Below are 13,909 nucleotides of genomic sequence, written 5' to 3'. Positions count from 1 at the left end.
CGGGGCAGAGTTGTTGGTCGGATACCGGATTGATCTGAGTGATCCGTCCGGGCTGGCCACGGTGACGCTGGATATCCAAGCCAAGCACCGCAACCGCAATGGCACCCTGCATGGTGGTATCCATGCCATGATGCTGGACGCGGCGGCGGGCTTTGCCGCCTCGCGGTTTCTGGCGGGGGAAGACGCGCTGACGCCGGTGCTGACCTTGTCGCTCAGCACATCCTACGTGGCCGCTGCGGCAGAGGGGGAGGTGGTGGCGACCGGCAAGGTATCGGGAGGTGGTTACAAGATCGTGTATGCCACGTCCGAGATCCGCGATGCCGCTGGCACCATTCTATCGACGGCAAACGGTGTTTTCAAAAGGGCAAAGGCATGAGCGCACGGATCGAAGACAAAGGCGATCGGCTGATCATCTGGAACGGCAATACGGCGCGCCGGGGTGCGCTGTCGCCAGAGCTTTATGATTGTATCGCGCGTGCCATGGAACAGGCGCAAGAACCGCGCATCCGCGCGGTGATCCTGACCTCAGAAGGGGAATTCTTCTGTGCCGGGGGCGATCTGAACGTATTGATCGAACGCCGCGGGGTCAGTGAATCGGAGCGTCGCGAGAAGGTGGATGACCTGCACGATCTGGTGCGTGCCATGCGCGCCTGTCCGGTGCCCGTCATCGCTGCCGTGGAAGGTGGTGCTGCGGGGGCCGGGCTGTCGTTGGCGCTGGCGTGTGATCTGATAGTGGCCAGCAAGGAAGCCAAGTTTACAGCCGCTTACGTCAAGGCCGGGCTGGTGCCGGATGCGGGCCTCACCTCCGCCATGGCGCGCATGTTGCCGCGCCCGCTGGCGATGGAGATGTGTCTGCTGGGCCGTCCGGTGATGGCAACCCGCTTTGCCGAACTGGGCGCGATCACGCGGCTTTGCCCGCAAGGGGCTGCGCTGGAGGAAGCCATGCTGCTGGCCGATACGCTTGCTGCGGGACCGCGTGCCGCGCAGTCGACCATCCGCCAGTTGGTCAGCGCGGCCTATGAAAGCACCGAGGCCGCGCAGTTGGATGCCGAACGCGATGCCATGGCAGCGGCTGCCGGGGCGGATGAAGCCGCCGAAGGGATCGCCGCCTTTTTGGAAAAACGCAAACCCGTCTATCGGTGAGCAACGCAGAGAAAGCACCATCCCATGGCCCGTGTTGAGACTTTTTTGACAGATCAGGCGCAGACGCGCCCCGATGCGCTTGCGTTGACAGACAGCATCGGTACGGCGTGGAGCTATGCTGATCTGGATGTGGCAAGCGATGCCTTGAGCGCGGAATTGAAGACTGCGGGTGTACGCGCCAATGACCGGGTGTTGCTGCTGTCGGAAAACTGCGCCGCCGCTGTCGCCGTGCTCTTTGCCTGCTGGAAGATGGATGCTGTCGTGATCCCCGTGAATGCCCGCCAGTCAGAGGGCGAAGTCGCACGCATCCTCAACCACGCACAGCCTGCGGCGGTATTGATGACCTGTGCCGTCTCGGACGACGCTGTTGCCCATGCGGAACGGATGGGCGCGCGGGAGATATCAGGCGCATTTGGAGCGCTGCATCTGGCAACACCATTGCCAAGCGCACCTGATGCGGACCTGCATGACGTTGCGGTCCTGCTCTACACAACCGGTACGACGGGTGATCCCAAAGGTGTGATGCTGACCCATGACAACCTGCGGTTTGGCGGCATGGCGTCTGCCAATCTCCGGGACATGCGGCAGGATGATCTGATTTACGGCGTGCTGCCGATCACCCATGTTTTCGGGCTGGCCTCCGTTGTGACGGCGTCATGCTATACTGGCGCCACCGTTCGGATGGAGGCGCGCTTTACCGCGGCCAAGCTGTTTGAGGCCTTGCAGGACGGGGTGACATTGCTGTCTGCGGTACCGCAGATGCACGCGCTTTTGATGCAGTATACCAAGGAGCAGGGGCTGACGACACTGGGCTCGGACCGGCTGCGGTATGTGTCGTCCGGTGCCGCACCGCTGGACCCGGCATGGAAACGCAAGGCTGAGGCATTCTACGGCGTCGCCCTGCAAAACGGGTATGGCATGACAGAAACCACCGCAGGCATTTGCGCCACACGGAGCGAGATTGGCGATCCCGACATCTCTGTTGGGCCACCGCTGCCGGGGGTTGAAGTGCGGATTGACGATACTGTTGAAGGCGGAAGCCCCGGAGAGGGCGAAGTGCTCACCCGTGGGGGGCATGTGATGAAGGGGTACTACCGCAACCCGGATGAAACCCGTCGCGTGCTTGAGGACGGCGGCTGGTTGCGGACCGGTGATCTGGGCAAGATTGACGACCAGGGGATGCTGCACATTCTTGGGCGCTCGAAAGAGCTGATCATCCATGGTGGGTTCAACGTTTACCCGCCGGAAGTCGAAGCGGCGCTGAATGATCATCCGCAGGTGATCCAGTCTGCTGTGATTGGCAAGATGATCAAGGGCGATGAAAAGGTGCTGGCCTTTGTGCAGATCGCCGAAGGGGATGATCTCACCCCCGACGATCTGAAGGCTTTTGTCAGCGCGCGTCTGGCCGGGTACAAGCGCCCGTCACAGATTATTCTGGCAACCAGCCTGCCAGCGGCGCCCACGGGCAAGATCCTCAAACACCGGTTGATGGATGCCTTTGCGGATCAGTTTGACTGATCAGGTATAGGTGCCTTCGGCGGCGGCGCGGATGGCGCGGATATTTTCACCGTAGGGTGCGGGATTGGTGGCAGAGCCGCCTTTGAACACGGCGGAGCCTGCCACAAGCACATCCGCTCCGGCTTGCGCCAGCTGTGGTGCGGTTGTCGGATCAACGCCGCCGTCAATTTCGATATGGATGGGCCGGTCGCCGATCATTGACCGCAGGGTGCGAACCTTGTCGGTCATGTCGATGAACTTCTGCCCGCCAAAACCGGGGTTCACGGTCATCACGCACACCATGTCGGTGACATCCAACAGGGGGGCAACCGCTTCTGCTGGCGTGCCGGGGTTCAAGGCGACGCCTGCTTTGGCCCCGCTGGCGCGGATGGCTTGCAGGGTGCGATGGATATGGGGCCCTGCTTCGACATGGGCGGTGATGATATCCGCGCCCGCCTGCGCAAATGCGTCGATGTAGGGATCAACAGGTGCGATCATCAGATGCACGTCCATCACTCCCTTGATATGCGGGCGGATCGCGGCGCAGGTGGTGGGGCCGAAGGAGATGTTGGGGACGAAATGGCCGTCCATCACATCCACATGCACCCAGTCAGCGCCCTGCGCCTCAACAGCGGCGCATTCCGCGCCGAAATTGGCGAAGTCAGCGGCAAGAATGGAAGGCGCGATCTTGATGGCGCGGGAAAAGGTCATGGCAAGCCCCGTTTGTTGGCGTCACCGGCTGATACCGCGTCTGTCTGGGGGAGGGTAGGGCTGTTTGGCGTTCTGCATGGTAAAAATGCACGTCATCCACCCGGAAAGCGATCCGGCCGCGTCCCGCATTCGCTTGACCTGAATGCAGCGCATGCGCATCCTGCGGCCAGATATATTGGGAGGATACCATGACCACGTTCAACCGCCGTCAGGCTTTGACGACCCTGAGTGCAACCGCGGCCTTGGGGCTTGCTGCGCCTGCGCTGGCTGCCAACCGCAAGATCACCGTGGGCGCGCTGCGCTTTACCAGCCACTCAGGCAGTTTTGTCGCCTATGAGCGTGGCTATTTCGCAGAAGCCGGGCTGGACGTTGAAATGCGCTTCTTCGAGGCGGCCCAGCCCATGGCCGTTGCGATTGCCAGCGGGGATGTCGACTATGCGGTGACGGCCATTTCCGGTGGCCTTGTTTCGCTGGCACAGAAAGGTGCGATCAAGGTGATTGGCGGGGCGCTTCAGGAAGAGGCGGGGATTGATGGGCAGAAGATCCTCGTGTCCGACGCCGCCTATCAGGCCGGGATCACCAGCCCTGCGCAATTGGACGGCAAAAGCTGGGCCGTGACGCAGGCGGGTTCTTCCTTCCACTACATGGGTTCCAAAATGGCCGCCGCCGAGGGGATCAACCTCAGCTTCAAGCCGTTGCAAAAGGTCGGCGCGATTATCGGCGCGCTGAAGTCCGGGCAAGTGGATGCCTGGTCCATCGTGCCCCATATCGCCAAGCCGCTGTCTGGGTCGGGCGCGGTGCATATCATCGGCGATGTGGCCGACTACGTGAAGGATTATCAGGTCACGACCGTTTTCACCTCCGCCAAGAACGCCGCCGACGAGGGCGACATGACGCGCGGTTTCCTCGCGGGCTTCTCCAAGGGTGTGGCGGATTACAATGCGGCCATGATCGCCAAGACAGGCGGCGAGGACGGCGTGAACGCAATGGTCGATCTGATCCACAAGTATGTCTACACCGACCGTCCGCGCGAAAAGGCGGCGCCGTCGATCATCAATGGCACCATGCGGTTGAACGAAGGGGCGGCGCTGAACGTGGCGTCTGTTGCGGATCAGCTCAGCTGGTTCCAGTCCGAAGGGCTGGTGGACGCGGACATCACGCTCGATCAGTTGATCGATACTTCTTACGTTGAGACCATCGGCGCCTGATCCGGGCGGCGCGGGATGGACCTGCGGCTTGAGAAGGTCAGTCATCACTATGGTGCGACGGAAGTGCTGCGGGACATCACGCTTGATGTCCCGTCTGGCAAGATCGTGTGTATCGTGGGCCCTTCGGGCTGTGGCAAGTCTACCTTGCTGCGGATGCTGGGCGGGCTGGAGCGGCCAGATCAGGGGCAGGTCCTGCAAGTGGGTGCACCACCTGCGGGCTGCCTGAACCCGCTGACATTTATCTTTCAGGACTTTGCTTTGCTGCCGTGGCGGTCGGTGCGGGGCAATGTCTCTCTCGTGCTGGAGGATCACCCGCTGGATCGTGCCGCGCGGGGGGCGATCATTGATGATGTGCTGTCCCGAACCAAACTGGCTGAGTTTGGTGATGCTTTGCCCAAGCAACTGTCGGGCGGGATGAAACAACGGGTGGCGATTGCCCGTGCGCTGGCGGTGAACCCGGCGGTGATGCTGATGGATGAACCTCTGAGCGCGCTGGACAGTCAAACGCGCGAATTGCTGATGGATGATCTGGTGAGCCTCTGGACCCGCGCGCCGTTTGGCGCTGTCTATGTCACCCACAACCTGGCCGAAGCGGTAAGGCTGGGCCACAGGATTGTCGTGCTGTCGCGCAGGCCGGGGCAGGTGCGGGAGGTGGTCTCCATCGACATGCCGTTGGAAGACCGTCGCAATGGGCTGGCCGAACTGGAGACCCAGCAAAAAATCCTGTGGGATATGATGCGCGAAGAGGCGATGGCGGCGGATGCGGAGTTGGTCGATGTCTGATCCGGCGCGCCCGGTTCCGTTTCGGGGGGGTGGTTTCGTTGCACGCCAGCGGCGGGGCATGGGGTTGTTGGTCTTTGTGCTGTTGATTGCCTTTGCTGAATGGGGCACCCGGACGGGTTTCATTTCGGCCCTGACATTGCCGCGTCCCAGCGATGTGTTGCTGACATTCAAGGAACTCTACGACACGGGCATGTTGTTCAAGCATCTGATCCCTTCGCTGACCCGGCTGGTCGTCGGGGCGAGCATTGGCGCGGGTCTGGGCATCGCATTGGGCGTGCTGATTGCTCTGTTTTCACTCGTGCGGGCCGGGTTGGTTCCGCTGGTTGCTGCGATCTTCCCGATCCCGAAGATCGCGCTCTTGCCGCTCTTCGTGATCTGGTTTGGCATTGATGAGGCGAGCAAATACGCCCTCATCGCTTTTGGCACTTTCACGCCAACAGTGGTGGCGACCTATGCCGCCGTCGACAACGTCGACCGCACGCTGATCCGTATGGGCCAGAGCTTTGGGCTCAGCTGGCAATCCATCGTGCGCAAGATCGTGTTGCCGGGGGCGATGCCGGGCATCCTGTCAGGCCTGCGCATTTCGCTGACCATCGCGATCATCCTGCTGGTGGCTGCTGAAATGCTGGGCGCGGAGTTTGGAATCGGTGCGTATATCCTCCAGGCGGGCAGCCTTTATGACCTTGAGCGGTTGTTCGCGGGCGTGGTGATCCTGTCGGTGCTTGGTGTGCTTGTCTCTGCCGGGATCGCAGCGGTGGAGCGGCGGGTGCTGCGCTGGCGTGTCTGACTTCAGATGTCACCAATCAGGATCGCGCGGAAGTCATTGACGTTTGTCCCCGTCGGGCCGGTCATGAACAGCGCGTCGATCCCCTTGAACGCTGTGAAGGCATTGTTGCCCTGCAACATCGCAGCAGGATCAATGCCCGCCGCGCGCATGCGGGTGGTTGTGGTGCCGTCCGCAAAGGCACCTGCGTTGTCTTCTGAACCGTCGATGCCATCGGTGTCTGCCGCCAAGGCAGTGATCCCGTCCGAGCCTTCCAGCGCCAATGACAGCGCAAGCTGGAATTCCGCGTTCCGTCCGCCGCGTCCCTTGTGGCGCAGGGTGACAGTAGTTTCGCCACCAGACAGCATCACGAAAGGCGCAGGAAAGGGAATACCGGTATCTGCGGCTTGCAGGGCAAGGGCCGCATGGACCTGTGCCACATCGCGCGCTTCGCCTTCGATGCGGTCGGACATGACCCAGGCGTTCACACCCTGCGCGCGCGCCGCCTGCGCCGCCGCTTCGAGAGAGATCGCAGCAGAGGCGATGATCTGCGTGCTGACGCGGGTGTCCGTTGGTGTTGCAGCGTCTGGGTCCTGTGCGGCGAGGTGGGCCATCAATCGGTCCGGCAGGGCAATCCCGCGGCTTTTGACAAGCGCCTGTACCTCAGCAGCAGAGGGGCGTCCGGGGACAGTGGGCCCTGACGCGACTTCGCGGGGATCATCGCCGGGCACATCCGACACGATCAGGTTGCAGACCTGCGCGGGGGCAGCCAGTTCGGCCAGCCGTCCGCCATTGATCCCGCTGAACCGCTTGCGAATGTCGTTCATCACGGAGATCGGCGCACCTGAGGCCAGCAGCGCTTCGTTCAGCGCTTGCAGATCGGCAAGCGCCAACCCTTCGGGTGGATCAGGCAACAAGGATGATCCACCGCCACAGACCAGAGCGACGACCAGATCATCCGGTCCCAACCCTGTCACTGCGGCTTTCAATGCCTGGGCGGCGTCGAGGCCCGCTGCATCCGGTACCGGGTGGGCGGCTTCCATGACTTTGATCCGCGCGCATGGCGCGGCGTACCCGTACCGCGTGACCACAACCCCTTCCAGCGGACCGGGCCACAACCGTTCAAACGCCTGCGCAAGCTGCGCTGCACCCTTGCCTGCGCCGACAACAATTGTGCGGCCCTTGGGCGGTTTGGGCAGGTGCCCGGCCAATGTGACTTTTGGATCGGCGGCGGCCACCGCAGCGTCGAACAGACCCGACAGAAACGCCTCTCTGCGCGCCCGGCTCACAGTTTCAACCCGCAGGTTTCAAACGCCTGACGTGTCGCTTCCTTCTCCGCATCGGTCAGTTGCAGCAACGGGCTGCGGACCGGGCCACCAGCCTGACCCAACAGCTCTTGCCAGTACTTTCCATGTGCCTGCGGTTTCCCACCGGGTTTGGTGCGCTTGATGGCATTGCGCACAGGGTCAAGGCTGTCCCGGATCCGCCGCGCGGTGGCGAAATCACCGCTGAACGCGGCTTGGGTGTAATCGTGCATCCGCCGGTCCACCTTGGTCTGCAACTGATAGGGCGGGGAGGAACAGAGATAGAGCTTCCAGTCCAACTCCTCGATATTGTCCAGCCATTCGACTTCAGACGCGGTGGAGACGTGGATCTTGTCCCCCACCATATGCGTCAGCTTCACATACATGTCGCGCGGGACGGAATATTTGATGGCCACGATATTGGGCAGGTCCGCGATGCGGGCGCACAGCTCCGGGCTCATCAGATAGCCGCTGTCCGGATGGCTCCACATGGCGATGCCGATATCGACCTGATCGCAGATGGTCTTGTAGTAGTTGTAAACGGTGTCGTCGGGGTCGGTCACGAAATGCAGTACCGGGGCGTGGACGACGATATAGTCTGCACCGCAGTCTTGTGCATGGCGCGCCAGTTCCAACACCGTGTCGAAGTTCTGATCCGAGGCTGACATGATCGTCCCCGCCTTGCCGCCACATTCATCGACTGCGATTTCAAAGTTGCGTTTACGTTCCTCCAGCGACATGGAGAAGAACTCCCCCTGCTTGCCCGCGATGAAGAGGCCCTGAATGTCCAGGTCATCGATCCAGTGGCGGATGTTGGACCGTAGCCCGGCCTCGTTGAAAGACTGATCCGCGTTAAAGGGGTTCAGGGCCGCTGCCCAGATGCCACGCATGTTTTCGCGGGCATAGTCTTTGGCTTCGGATCGGGCGTACTTCATCAGAGGTCTTTCTTGGTCAAGGCCTGCGCGATGGCATGCCAAAGGGAGCAGGACGTCAGGGGCATATCAAGATCAGTTATCCCGAGCGGGGCAAGGGCATCAAGCACGCCGTTGAGAATGGCGATGGGCGCCGAAATGGTTCCGGCTTCACCCACGCCCTTGGCTCCAAGGGCATTTGTGGGGGAGGGCGAGCAGAGTTTCGCAACATGGACCTGTGGGATATCTGCGGCGCGCGGCATGGCGTAGTCCATAAACGATCCGGTCAGCAATTGCCCGTCTTCGTCATAGCGCACCGCTTCCATCAACGCTTCGCCAAGACCCTGAGCAAAGCCGCCGATAATTTGACCCATCACCGCGTCTGCGTTGATGACGATGCCAGCATCATCCACACAGAATGCCCGTTCAAGGGTTGGCGTGCCGGTCTCAGTGTCAATGCAGACCATCACCAGACAGGCCCCGTGGCCCCACGCCTGGCCGGTATTTTCATAGCGTTCCTCAACGGTAATCACCCCGGTCTCGCCGGCCTCGCGGCGTGCGCGGGCGCGGGTGCAAGCCACATGCACAGCGCTGCCGCCTATGGCTGTCGCGCGGCTGGCCAGCGCACCGATCCCTTCGGGGCATTTGGCGGTATCGGCAAGCTGAACGGTGATCTGCTCTGGCGGAAAGCCAAGCACGTCTGCTGCGATACGCGTGTAGCTTTGCTGCCGCGCCTGTCCTTGTGATGATGAACCGCTTGCAATGTCAGCGTGGCCATCTGGATGCAGCGTCACCCGCGCGCTTTCCCAACCGCTGCCGGAGGGTTCGAGGTAGAATGCCGTACCGATCCCGACCAATGCACCCTCTGCCCGGCGTCTGTCTCGTTCCGCCCGAAGGGCAGCATAGGCACTTTCCCGCGCCAGCAGATCAATCGCCGCGCCATAATCCCCACTTTCGAGCGTGTTGCCAGTTGCGGTTCTATGCGGCAGCGCGTCAGCGGGCAGGAGGTTTTGCCGGCGCAGGTCCAGCGGGTCTGCCTCAAGAACCCGCGCGGCCTTGTCGACCAGACGCTCCATCAGGGCGTTGGCTTCTGGTCTGCCCGCGCCGCGATAGATGCCCGTTGGACCAAGGGGCACGGTTTGGGCTTCGGTTCGGATGTCGAGAGCCCCGACAATGTAGCCCGAGGGCAGGATGCGGGCGCTGTTCCAGGCTGGGATCAGGCCAGAGTTTGGCAGCCAATGGCCCAGCGGCGCGGTTGTCTGTGCCCTGAGCGCCAGAAAACGGCCGTCTTTATCCAGTGCCAGAGCACCGCTGCTTTGGACCCCGCGCCCTTGCGTGGCAGAGAGGAACTCGTCAGACCGCGCGGCGATCCAGCGCACGGACCTTTGGTGATGAAACGCGGCCCAGACCGCCAGCACTTCCTCAGGATAGAGAGAGGCTTTCATGCCGAAAGCCCCGCCCACATCGCGCGCGATCACGCGCAGGCGGGAGGGGTCTATCGAAAGGATGCGGGCCAGCTCGGACCGGGTGCGGTGAGGGGTTTGTGTCGCATGCCAGATGGTGGCCGATTGCGTTGCCGCGTCAAAGCGAACGGCGATCCCACGTGGCTCCATCGGGCTGGGGGCAAGGCGGGGGTGCGCGATGGATGCGCTGACGACATGTGCCGCTTTTGCGAAGGCGGCATCACAGTCACCCGATTGCCAGTGCTGTTGCGCGATTGTGCGCGGTGGGGGCAACGTCGCCTCTGCGATGTCCAGCCAGATGGCCTCTGCGCCATCTGCGGCGGCCGTGGGTGTCTCTGCCAGAACGGCGGCAACGGGCTGACCGACGGCGTCGACACGGGTCTGCGCGAGGATGGGATAGGGCAGGGGGATGGAAACGGGGATGACGGCATTCACGGACAATGCGCCCAGATGCGCCACATTACCCCCGATGTGCACGGCAACCACCCCGTCCACATCCAGAGCGTCCGCACATTCAAGCGTCTCGATGGCCCCAGCGGCAACCGGGCTGCGCAAAAACGCCAGATGCAGCGGATTGTCCAGCGGCGCATCGGCGGCGTAACACCCGCGCCCGGTCAGGCGCGCGGTCTGGGAGGGCATCGGGGACGTCATCTGCGCACGTATCGTGACCGCCGGATCAGGCTTTGGATGGCAGTGTGACCCAGCCTTCGGGCGGTTCCTTGCCGGGATGCAGCGCGTTGCAGGCGGGGCAGGTGCGGTCCTCTTTCGAGGCGTAGAAGGCTTTGTAGACGGGCAGCAGGTCTTTCACGATGGATTCCATCTGCAACTCCGCCCGGTGCACAAGCGATTGGCATTCAAAGCAGTACCATTCCACCGCGTCCAGCTCACCTTGCTGGCGTTTCGGTTCGATCACCAACCCGATGGAGCCTTCCTGCGGACGTTGGGGAGAGTGGCGCACATGGGGCGGCAGAAGGAAAATCTCGCCCTCGCGAATGGGCACGTCATAAAACTCGGTCCCGTCATAGAGTTTCAGCACCATGTCGCCTTCGATCTGGTAAAAGAACTCCTCCACTGGGTCGTCATGGTAGTCAGTACGCTTGTTGGGGCCCCCCACGACGGTGACCATCATGTCGGCGTCTTCCCAGATCTGCTGGTTGCCAACAGGTGGTTTCAGCAAGTGACGGTGTTCCTCAATCCAGCCTTTGAAGTCAAATGCGCGCAGCTGTCCCATGATCGGCCTCTCCCATACCAGTCCTTGAGACTATAGGAGCATTCCCGCAGCATATCCAAGAGGCAGCAATGGTCTTGCACCCTGTGCGACGGTAATGCGTATACTCATGACATGTGCCGTGCATCTGTCCTTTCTGGTTTGTCGATACTGCTGATGTGCAGTGCCGGACCCGCCCTTGCACATGCCGCAGAGCAGGGATTTGTCCTGCTGCTGCCGACCCAGGCCTATGCGATTGGCGGCACGATGACGGTGGCCGCGTCTATCGTGCTGGTGACTTGTCTGCCGATTGACATTCTGGAGCGGTTCTTTCGGCCCGTCACGCTGCCAAACACGCTGGCTCTGAGGGGTGTTGCCGCGGGGTCCTCTTGGATCGGGACAGGTGTATTCCTTGGCCTGATCTGGATTGGCTGGGCAGGCCCAACAGACCCGCAGGAAAATCTGCTGCCGCTGACTCTCTGGACGGTGTGGTGGATTGCGCTTTTTGTGGTGCAGGGGTTGGTCATGGACATCTGGCGATGGGTGAACCCCTGGACAGGACCGGCATCGTTGCTTTCCCGTCGCACGCCGCCATTGCGCCTGCCAGCGCACTGGCACGCCTGGCCGGCGGTGCTGATCTTTTTGCTGTTCCAGTGTTTCATTCTGGCTGACATCGCGCCCAGCGACCCACCGCGGCTTGCGGCGTTCGCAATTGGGTATTGGGTCTTCACGCTTGTCGGCATGTCGCTGTGTGGCGCGGACCGGTGGGGGCGGCAGGTGGAATGTTTCACGGTGCTGTTCCAACTCATTGGAACGTTGCGGCCCGTGCACCTGTGGCACCGCGCCAAAGCGGGCGCGCCGGGATGGTTCAGCCTGTCGTCAGGTCCGCTGGATAGCAGCCACGCGGTCTTTTGCCTTGTCATTCTCGCGTCAGGAAGTTTCGACGGATTGCATGAAACATTCTGGTGGCTGGCGAAGCTGGGCATCAACCCGCTGGAGTTTCCGGGCCGCTCCGCCGTGATCTGGCCCTCGACGATTGGGCTGATTGGCGCGAACCTTGCCCTTGTTGTCGTTTTTGCCTTCAGCGTCTGGATTGGTGTCCGGGCTTTGGCCGTACTGGGCAAAAGCCCGCCGCTGCCTTTCGGGTTGGCTTTCAACACTTTCGCTATCTCGATCCTGCCCATCGCGCTGGGGTATCATTTCTCTCACTATCTGGTCAGCTTCATGGTGCAGATCCAGTATATGCTGATCGCGCTGGGTGATCCGCTGGGACGCGGTGCGACCCTCTTTGGTCTGGCTGATCTGCGCGTCACAACCGGGTTTCTGAACACGGCGGACACGGTGAAAGTCATCTGGCTGACGCAGGCCTTTGCAGTTGTCTTTTCCCATGTTCTGTCAGTGCTGATGGCGCATCACATGGCGTCAAAATTCTGCCGGTCGAACAAGGACATGCTGCTGTTGCAAGTCGGTTTGAGCGTACTGATGATCTCTTATACGATCTTTGGCCTGTGGCTGCTGGCCGTCCCGCGTGGGGCGTGACGGGCAAATAAAAAACTGGACTTTTTGTTAGTGCACACACAAACTCACCTCACAAAAAGCGAAAATGCTTGGGAGAAAATCGATGTCCAACGGGAAAACTCAGATCAACCGCCGCACGGCACTCAAGGGCCTTGGCGCAGGGACGCTTGCCGCTTCCGGTGTGCTGCCGGGCAGCCTTGGATTTGCGCAGGCGCAAAGCAGCGCGCCGATCAAGATTGGCTTTCAGAAACATGCAACGGGCATCGGGGCCGCCTACGGGCGCTGGTACGACGCCACGACCACGGCGGCGGTGGCGCGCATCAATGACATGGGCGGTATCAATGGCCGCCCGGTTGAGATCGTGACCGAGGACGATGGCACCGACCCCAAGCGCGGTGCCGAAGTGCTCGAAAAATTCGCGACACAGCACAATTGCGATGTGGCATTTGGCACGCTCTTCAGCCACGTGGTTATCGGTTCTGCCCCACGGGCAGGTGAATTGAAACTGCCGTATTTCGTGGTCTCCGAAGGGCACCATGTCGCTTCCGGCATGCTCAACCGCTATACGCTGCAACCCGGTATCACGGATGTGAAAAGCCAGGTCAAATCCATGGCACCATTCGTTGGCGACAATCTGGGCAAGAAGGTCACGATGATCTATCCCGACTTTGCCTTCGGCCATGATCACCGCGATTTCTTTTCTGAAGCGATTGAAGCGCAGGGCGGCGAAGTGGTCGCCAAGATCGCGATCCCACCGACCGAGACGTCCTTCACCCGTTACTTCCCGAACATCCCGCGTGAGACGGAAGTCGTCTATCACGTCATGGTGGGCCCCGGCGTGCTGACTTTTGTCAAAGAGCTGGGTGAATTCTTCGGCCCCTCCCGGCCTGAGATTTTCGGCTTTATCGACAGTCTTGAGGCCGTCAGCATCAACAGCCCCGGTCTGGAATTCCTGGAAGGCACGTATTTCTGGGAAGGCAACCCGCGTCACGCGCAGGCGAACCAGACAGAGTTCGACAAGGCGTACCGCGAAGCCGTTGGTGTTGATGAGATGGGTGCATCTACGGCGGATGCCAAGGATGTCTCGACCTACGCGCATATGTTCGGCTGCTGGGAAACGCTTAACATCATCAAGGCAGGCATGGAGAGCGCGCATTATCAGGGACCGGGTGACCGGGCCAAGCTGATCGAAGCGGTTGAGGCGATGACGGATATGCCGGAATCGATGGATCACCCGCAGGGGCCAAAACGGTTCAACGGCAAGACCCACCAGACCTTTGGCGTGCAATACATCTCCAAGGTGGAAAACGGGAAGCTGGTGGTGCAGCACACGGCATCTATCGAAGATGGCATGTACGAGGACGAAGTCGACTACACGACCCAATCCTTCTGATCCCCGCG

Annotated in this window: 13 protein-coding genes; 8 read left to right on the top strand and 5 right to left on the bottom strand. The window is 61.4% G+C overall.

Annotated features, from left to right (window positions below; all coding sequences use genetic code 11):
• Positions 1-10: 10 nt before the first annotated feature.
• Genes Q1A91_RS02930 through Q1A91_RS02920 form a run of 3 tightly spaced genes read left to right on the top strand, consistent with a single transcriptional unit; the run spans position 11 to position 2,661 of the window.
• Positions 11-376, top strand: a complete 366-nt coding sequence (locus Q1A91_RS02930; protein ID WP_299872573.1) for a PaaI family thioesterase — start codon at positions 11-13, stop codon at positions 374-376.
• On the top strand, positions 373-1,143 hold the full coding sequence (locus tag Q1A91_RS02925) for an oxepin-CoA hydrolase, alternative type (protein ID WP_299872570.1): 771 nt from the start codon (positions 373-375) through the stop codon (positions 1,141-1,143). The genes Q1A91_RS02930 and Q1A91_RS02925 overlap by 4 nt, the downstream gene beginning before the upstream one ends.
• A 24-nt stretch (positions 1,144-1,167) precedes the next feature.
• Complete coding sequence (locus Q1A91_RS02920) at positions 1,168-2,661, top strand: class I adenylate-forming enzyme family protein (protein ID WP_299872567.1); 1,494 nt, start codon at positions 1,168-1,170, stop codon at positions 2,659-2,661.
• Here Q1A91_RS02920 and rpe read toward each other — a convergent pair whose 3' ends face one another.
• Complete coding sequence (gene rpe / locus Q1A91_RS02915; RefSeq protein WP_299872564.1) at positions 2,662-3,351, bottom strand: ribulose-phosphate 3-epimerase; 690 nt, start codon at positions 3,349-3,351, stop codon at positions 2,662-2,664.
• A 188-nt stretch (positions 3,352-3,539) separates the two neighbouring features.
• Between rpe and Q1A91_RS02910 the strand changes: the two genes are divergently transcribed.
• The 3 genes from Q1A91_RS02910 to Q1A91_RS02900 are packed head-to-tail and all read left to right on the top strand — an operon-like array spanning position 3,540 to position 6,129.
• Positions 3,540-4,559: an ABC transporter substrate-binding protein gene (locus tag Q1A91_RS02910; protein WP_299872561.1), complete on the top strand. Its 1,020-nt coding sequence runs from the start codon at positions 3,540-3,542 to the stop codon at positions 4,557-4,559.
• A gap of 15 nt (positions 4,560-4,574) precedes the next feature.
• Positions 4,575-5,342, top strand: coding sequence for an ABC transporter ATP-binding protein (locus Q1A91_RS02905; protein ID WP_299872558.1), 768 nt, complete (start codon positions 4,575-4,577; stop codon positions 5,340-5,342).
• On the top strand, positions 5,335-6,129 hold the full coding sequence (locus Q1A91_RS02900) for an ABC transporter permease (protein ID WP_299872556.1): 795 nt from the start codon (positions 5,335-5,337) through the stop codon (positions 6,127-6,129). Before Q1A91_RS02905 ends, Q1A91_RS02900 begins: the two co-directional genes overlap by 8 nt.
• A gap of 2 nt (positions 6,130-6,131) precedes the next feature.
• On the opposite strand, the gene Q1A91_RS02895 is transcribed toward Q1A91_RS02900, so the two are convergent.
• From Q1A91_RS02895 to Q1A91_RS02880, 4 genes are read right to left on the bottom strand one after another with little or no spacing between them, the layout of a single operon-like run.
• Entirely contained in the window at positions 6,132-7,394 is a 1,263-nt protein-coding gene (locus tag Q1A91_RS02895; protein WP_299872552.1) for a glycerate kinase, read from the bottom strand.
• Positions 7,391-8,344 carry a dihydrodipicolinate synthase family protein gene (locus Q1A91_RS02890; protein ID WP_299872549.1) on the bottom strand — a complete coding sequence of 318 codons (954 nt, stop codon included), beginning with the start codon at positions 8,342-8,344 and terminating at the stop codon, positions 7,391-7,393. Before Q1A91_RS02890 ends, Q1A91_RS02895 begins: the two co-directional genes overlap by 4 nt.
• Positions 8,344-10,422, bottom strand: coding sequence for a xanthine dehydrogenase family protein molybdopterin-binding subunit (locus tag Q1A91_RS02885; protein WP_299872546.1), 2,079 nt, complete (start codon positions 10,420-10,422; stop codon positions 8,344-8,346). Before Q1A91_RS02885 ends, Q1A91_RS02890 begins: the two co-directional genes overlap by 1 nt.
• A gap of 37 nt (positions 10,423-10,459) precedes the next feature.
• Complete coding sequence (locus Q1A91_RS02880) at positions 10,460-11,014, bottom strand: 3-hydroxyanthranilate 3,4-dioxygenase (RefSeq protein ID WP_299872543.1); 555 nt, start codon at positions 11,012-11,014, stop codon at positions 10,460-10,462.
• A gap of 138 nt (positions 11,015-11,152) precedes the next feature.
• On the opposite strand from Q1A91_RS02880, the gene Q1A91_RS02875 reads away from it, so the two are divergent.
• On the top strand, positions 11,153-12,529 hold the full coding sequence (locus Q1A91_RS02875) for a hypothetical protein (RefSeq protein WP_299872540.1): 1,377 nt from the start codon (positions 11,153-11,155) through the stop codon (positions 12,527-12,529).
• A gap of 82 nt (positions 12,530-12,611) precedes the next feature.
• On the top strand, positions 12,612-13,901 hold the full coding sequence (locus Q1A91_RS02870; protein WP_299872537.1) for an ABC transporter substrate-binding protein: 1,290 nt from the start codon (positions 12,612-12,614) through the stop codon (positions 13,899-13,901).
• Positions 13,902-13,909 lie beyond the last annotated feature (8 nt).

Source organism: uncultured Sulfitobacter sp. (genome assembly GCF_947500075.1).
GTDB lineage: Bacteria > Pseudomonadota > Alphaproteobacteria > Rhodobacterales > Rhodobacteraceae > Sulfitobacter.
Note: the sequence above shows the minus strand (reverse complement) of the source record. Positions and strands in the feature narration are given on the sequence as shown.

What these genes read in the sequence shown, in the direction of transcription:
- Q1A91_RS02925 (WP_299872570.1), top strand. Translation starts at nt 373, where the DNA reads ATGAGCGCACGGATCGAAGACAAAGGCGATCGGCTGATCATCTGGAAC.
- Q1A91_RS02900 (WP_299872556.1), top strand. Translation starts at nt 5,335, where the DNA reads ATGTCTGATCCGGCGCGCCCGGTTCCGTTTCGGGGGGGTGGTTTCGTT.
- Q1A91_RS02890 (WP_299872549.1), bottom strand. Translation starts at nt 8,344, where the DNA reads ATGAAGTACGCCCGATCCGAAGCCAAAGACTATGCCCGCGAAAACATG.
- Q1A91_RS02870 (WP_299872537.1), top strand. Translation starts at nt 12,612, where the DNA reads ATGTCCAACGGGAAAACTCAGATCAACCGCCGCACGGCACTCAAGGGC.
- Q1A91_RS02905 (WP_299872558.1), top strand. Translation starts at nt 4,575, where the DNA reads ATGGACCTGCGGCTTGAGAAGGTCAGTCATCACTATGGTGCGACGGAA.
- Q1A91_RS02920 (WP_299872567.1), top strand. Translation starts at nt 1,168, where the DNA reads ATGGCCCGTGTTGAGACTTTTTTGACAGATCAGGCGCAGACGCGCCCC.
- rpe (WP_299872564.1), bottom strand. Translation starts at nt 3,351, where the DNA reads ATGACCTTTTCCCGCGCCATCAAGATCGCGCCTTCCATTCTTGCCGCT.
- Q1A91_RS02910 (WP_299872561.1), top strand. Translation starts at nt 3,540, where the DNA reads ATGACCACGTTCAACCGCCGTCAGGCTTTGACGACCCTGAGTGCAACC.
- Q1A91_RS02880 (WP_299872543.1), bottom strand. Translation starts at nt 11,014, where the DNA reads ATGGGACAGCTGCGCGCATTTGACTTCAAAGGCTGGATTGAGGAACAC.
- Q1A91_RS02885 (WP_299872546.1), bottom strand. Translation starts at nt 10,422, where the DNA reads ATGCCCTCCCAGACCGCGCGCCTGACCGGGCGCGGGTGTTACGCCGCC.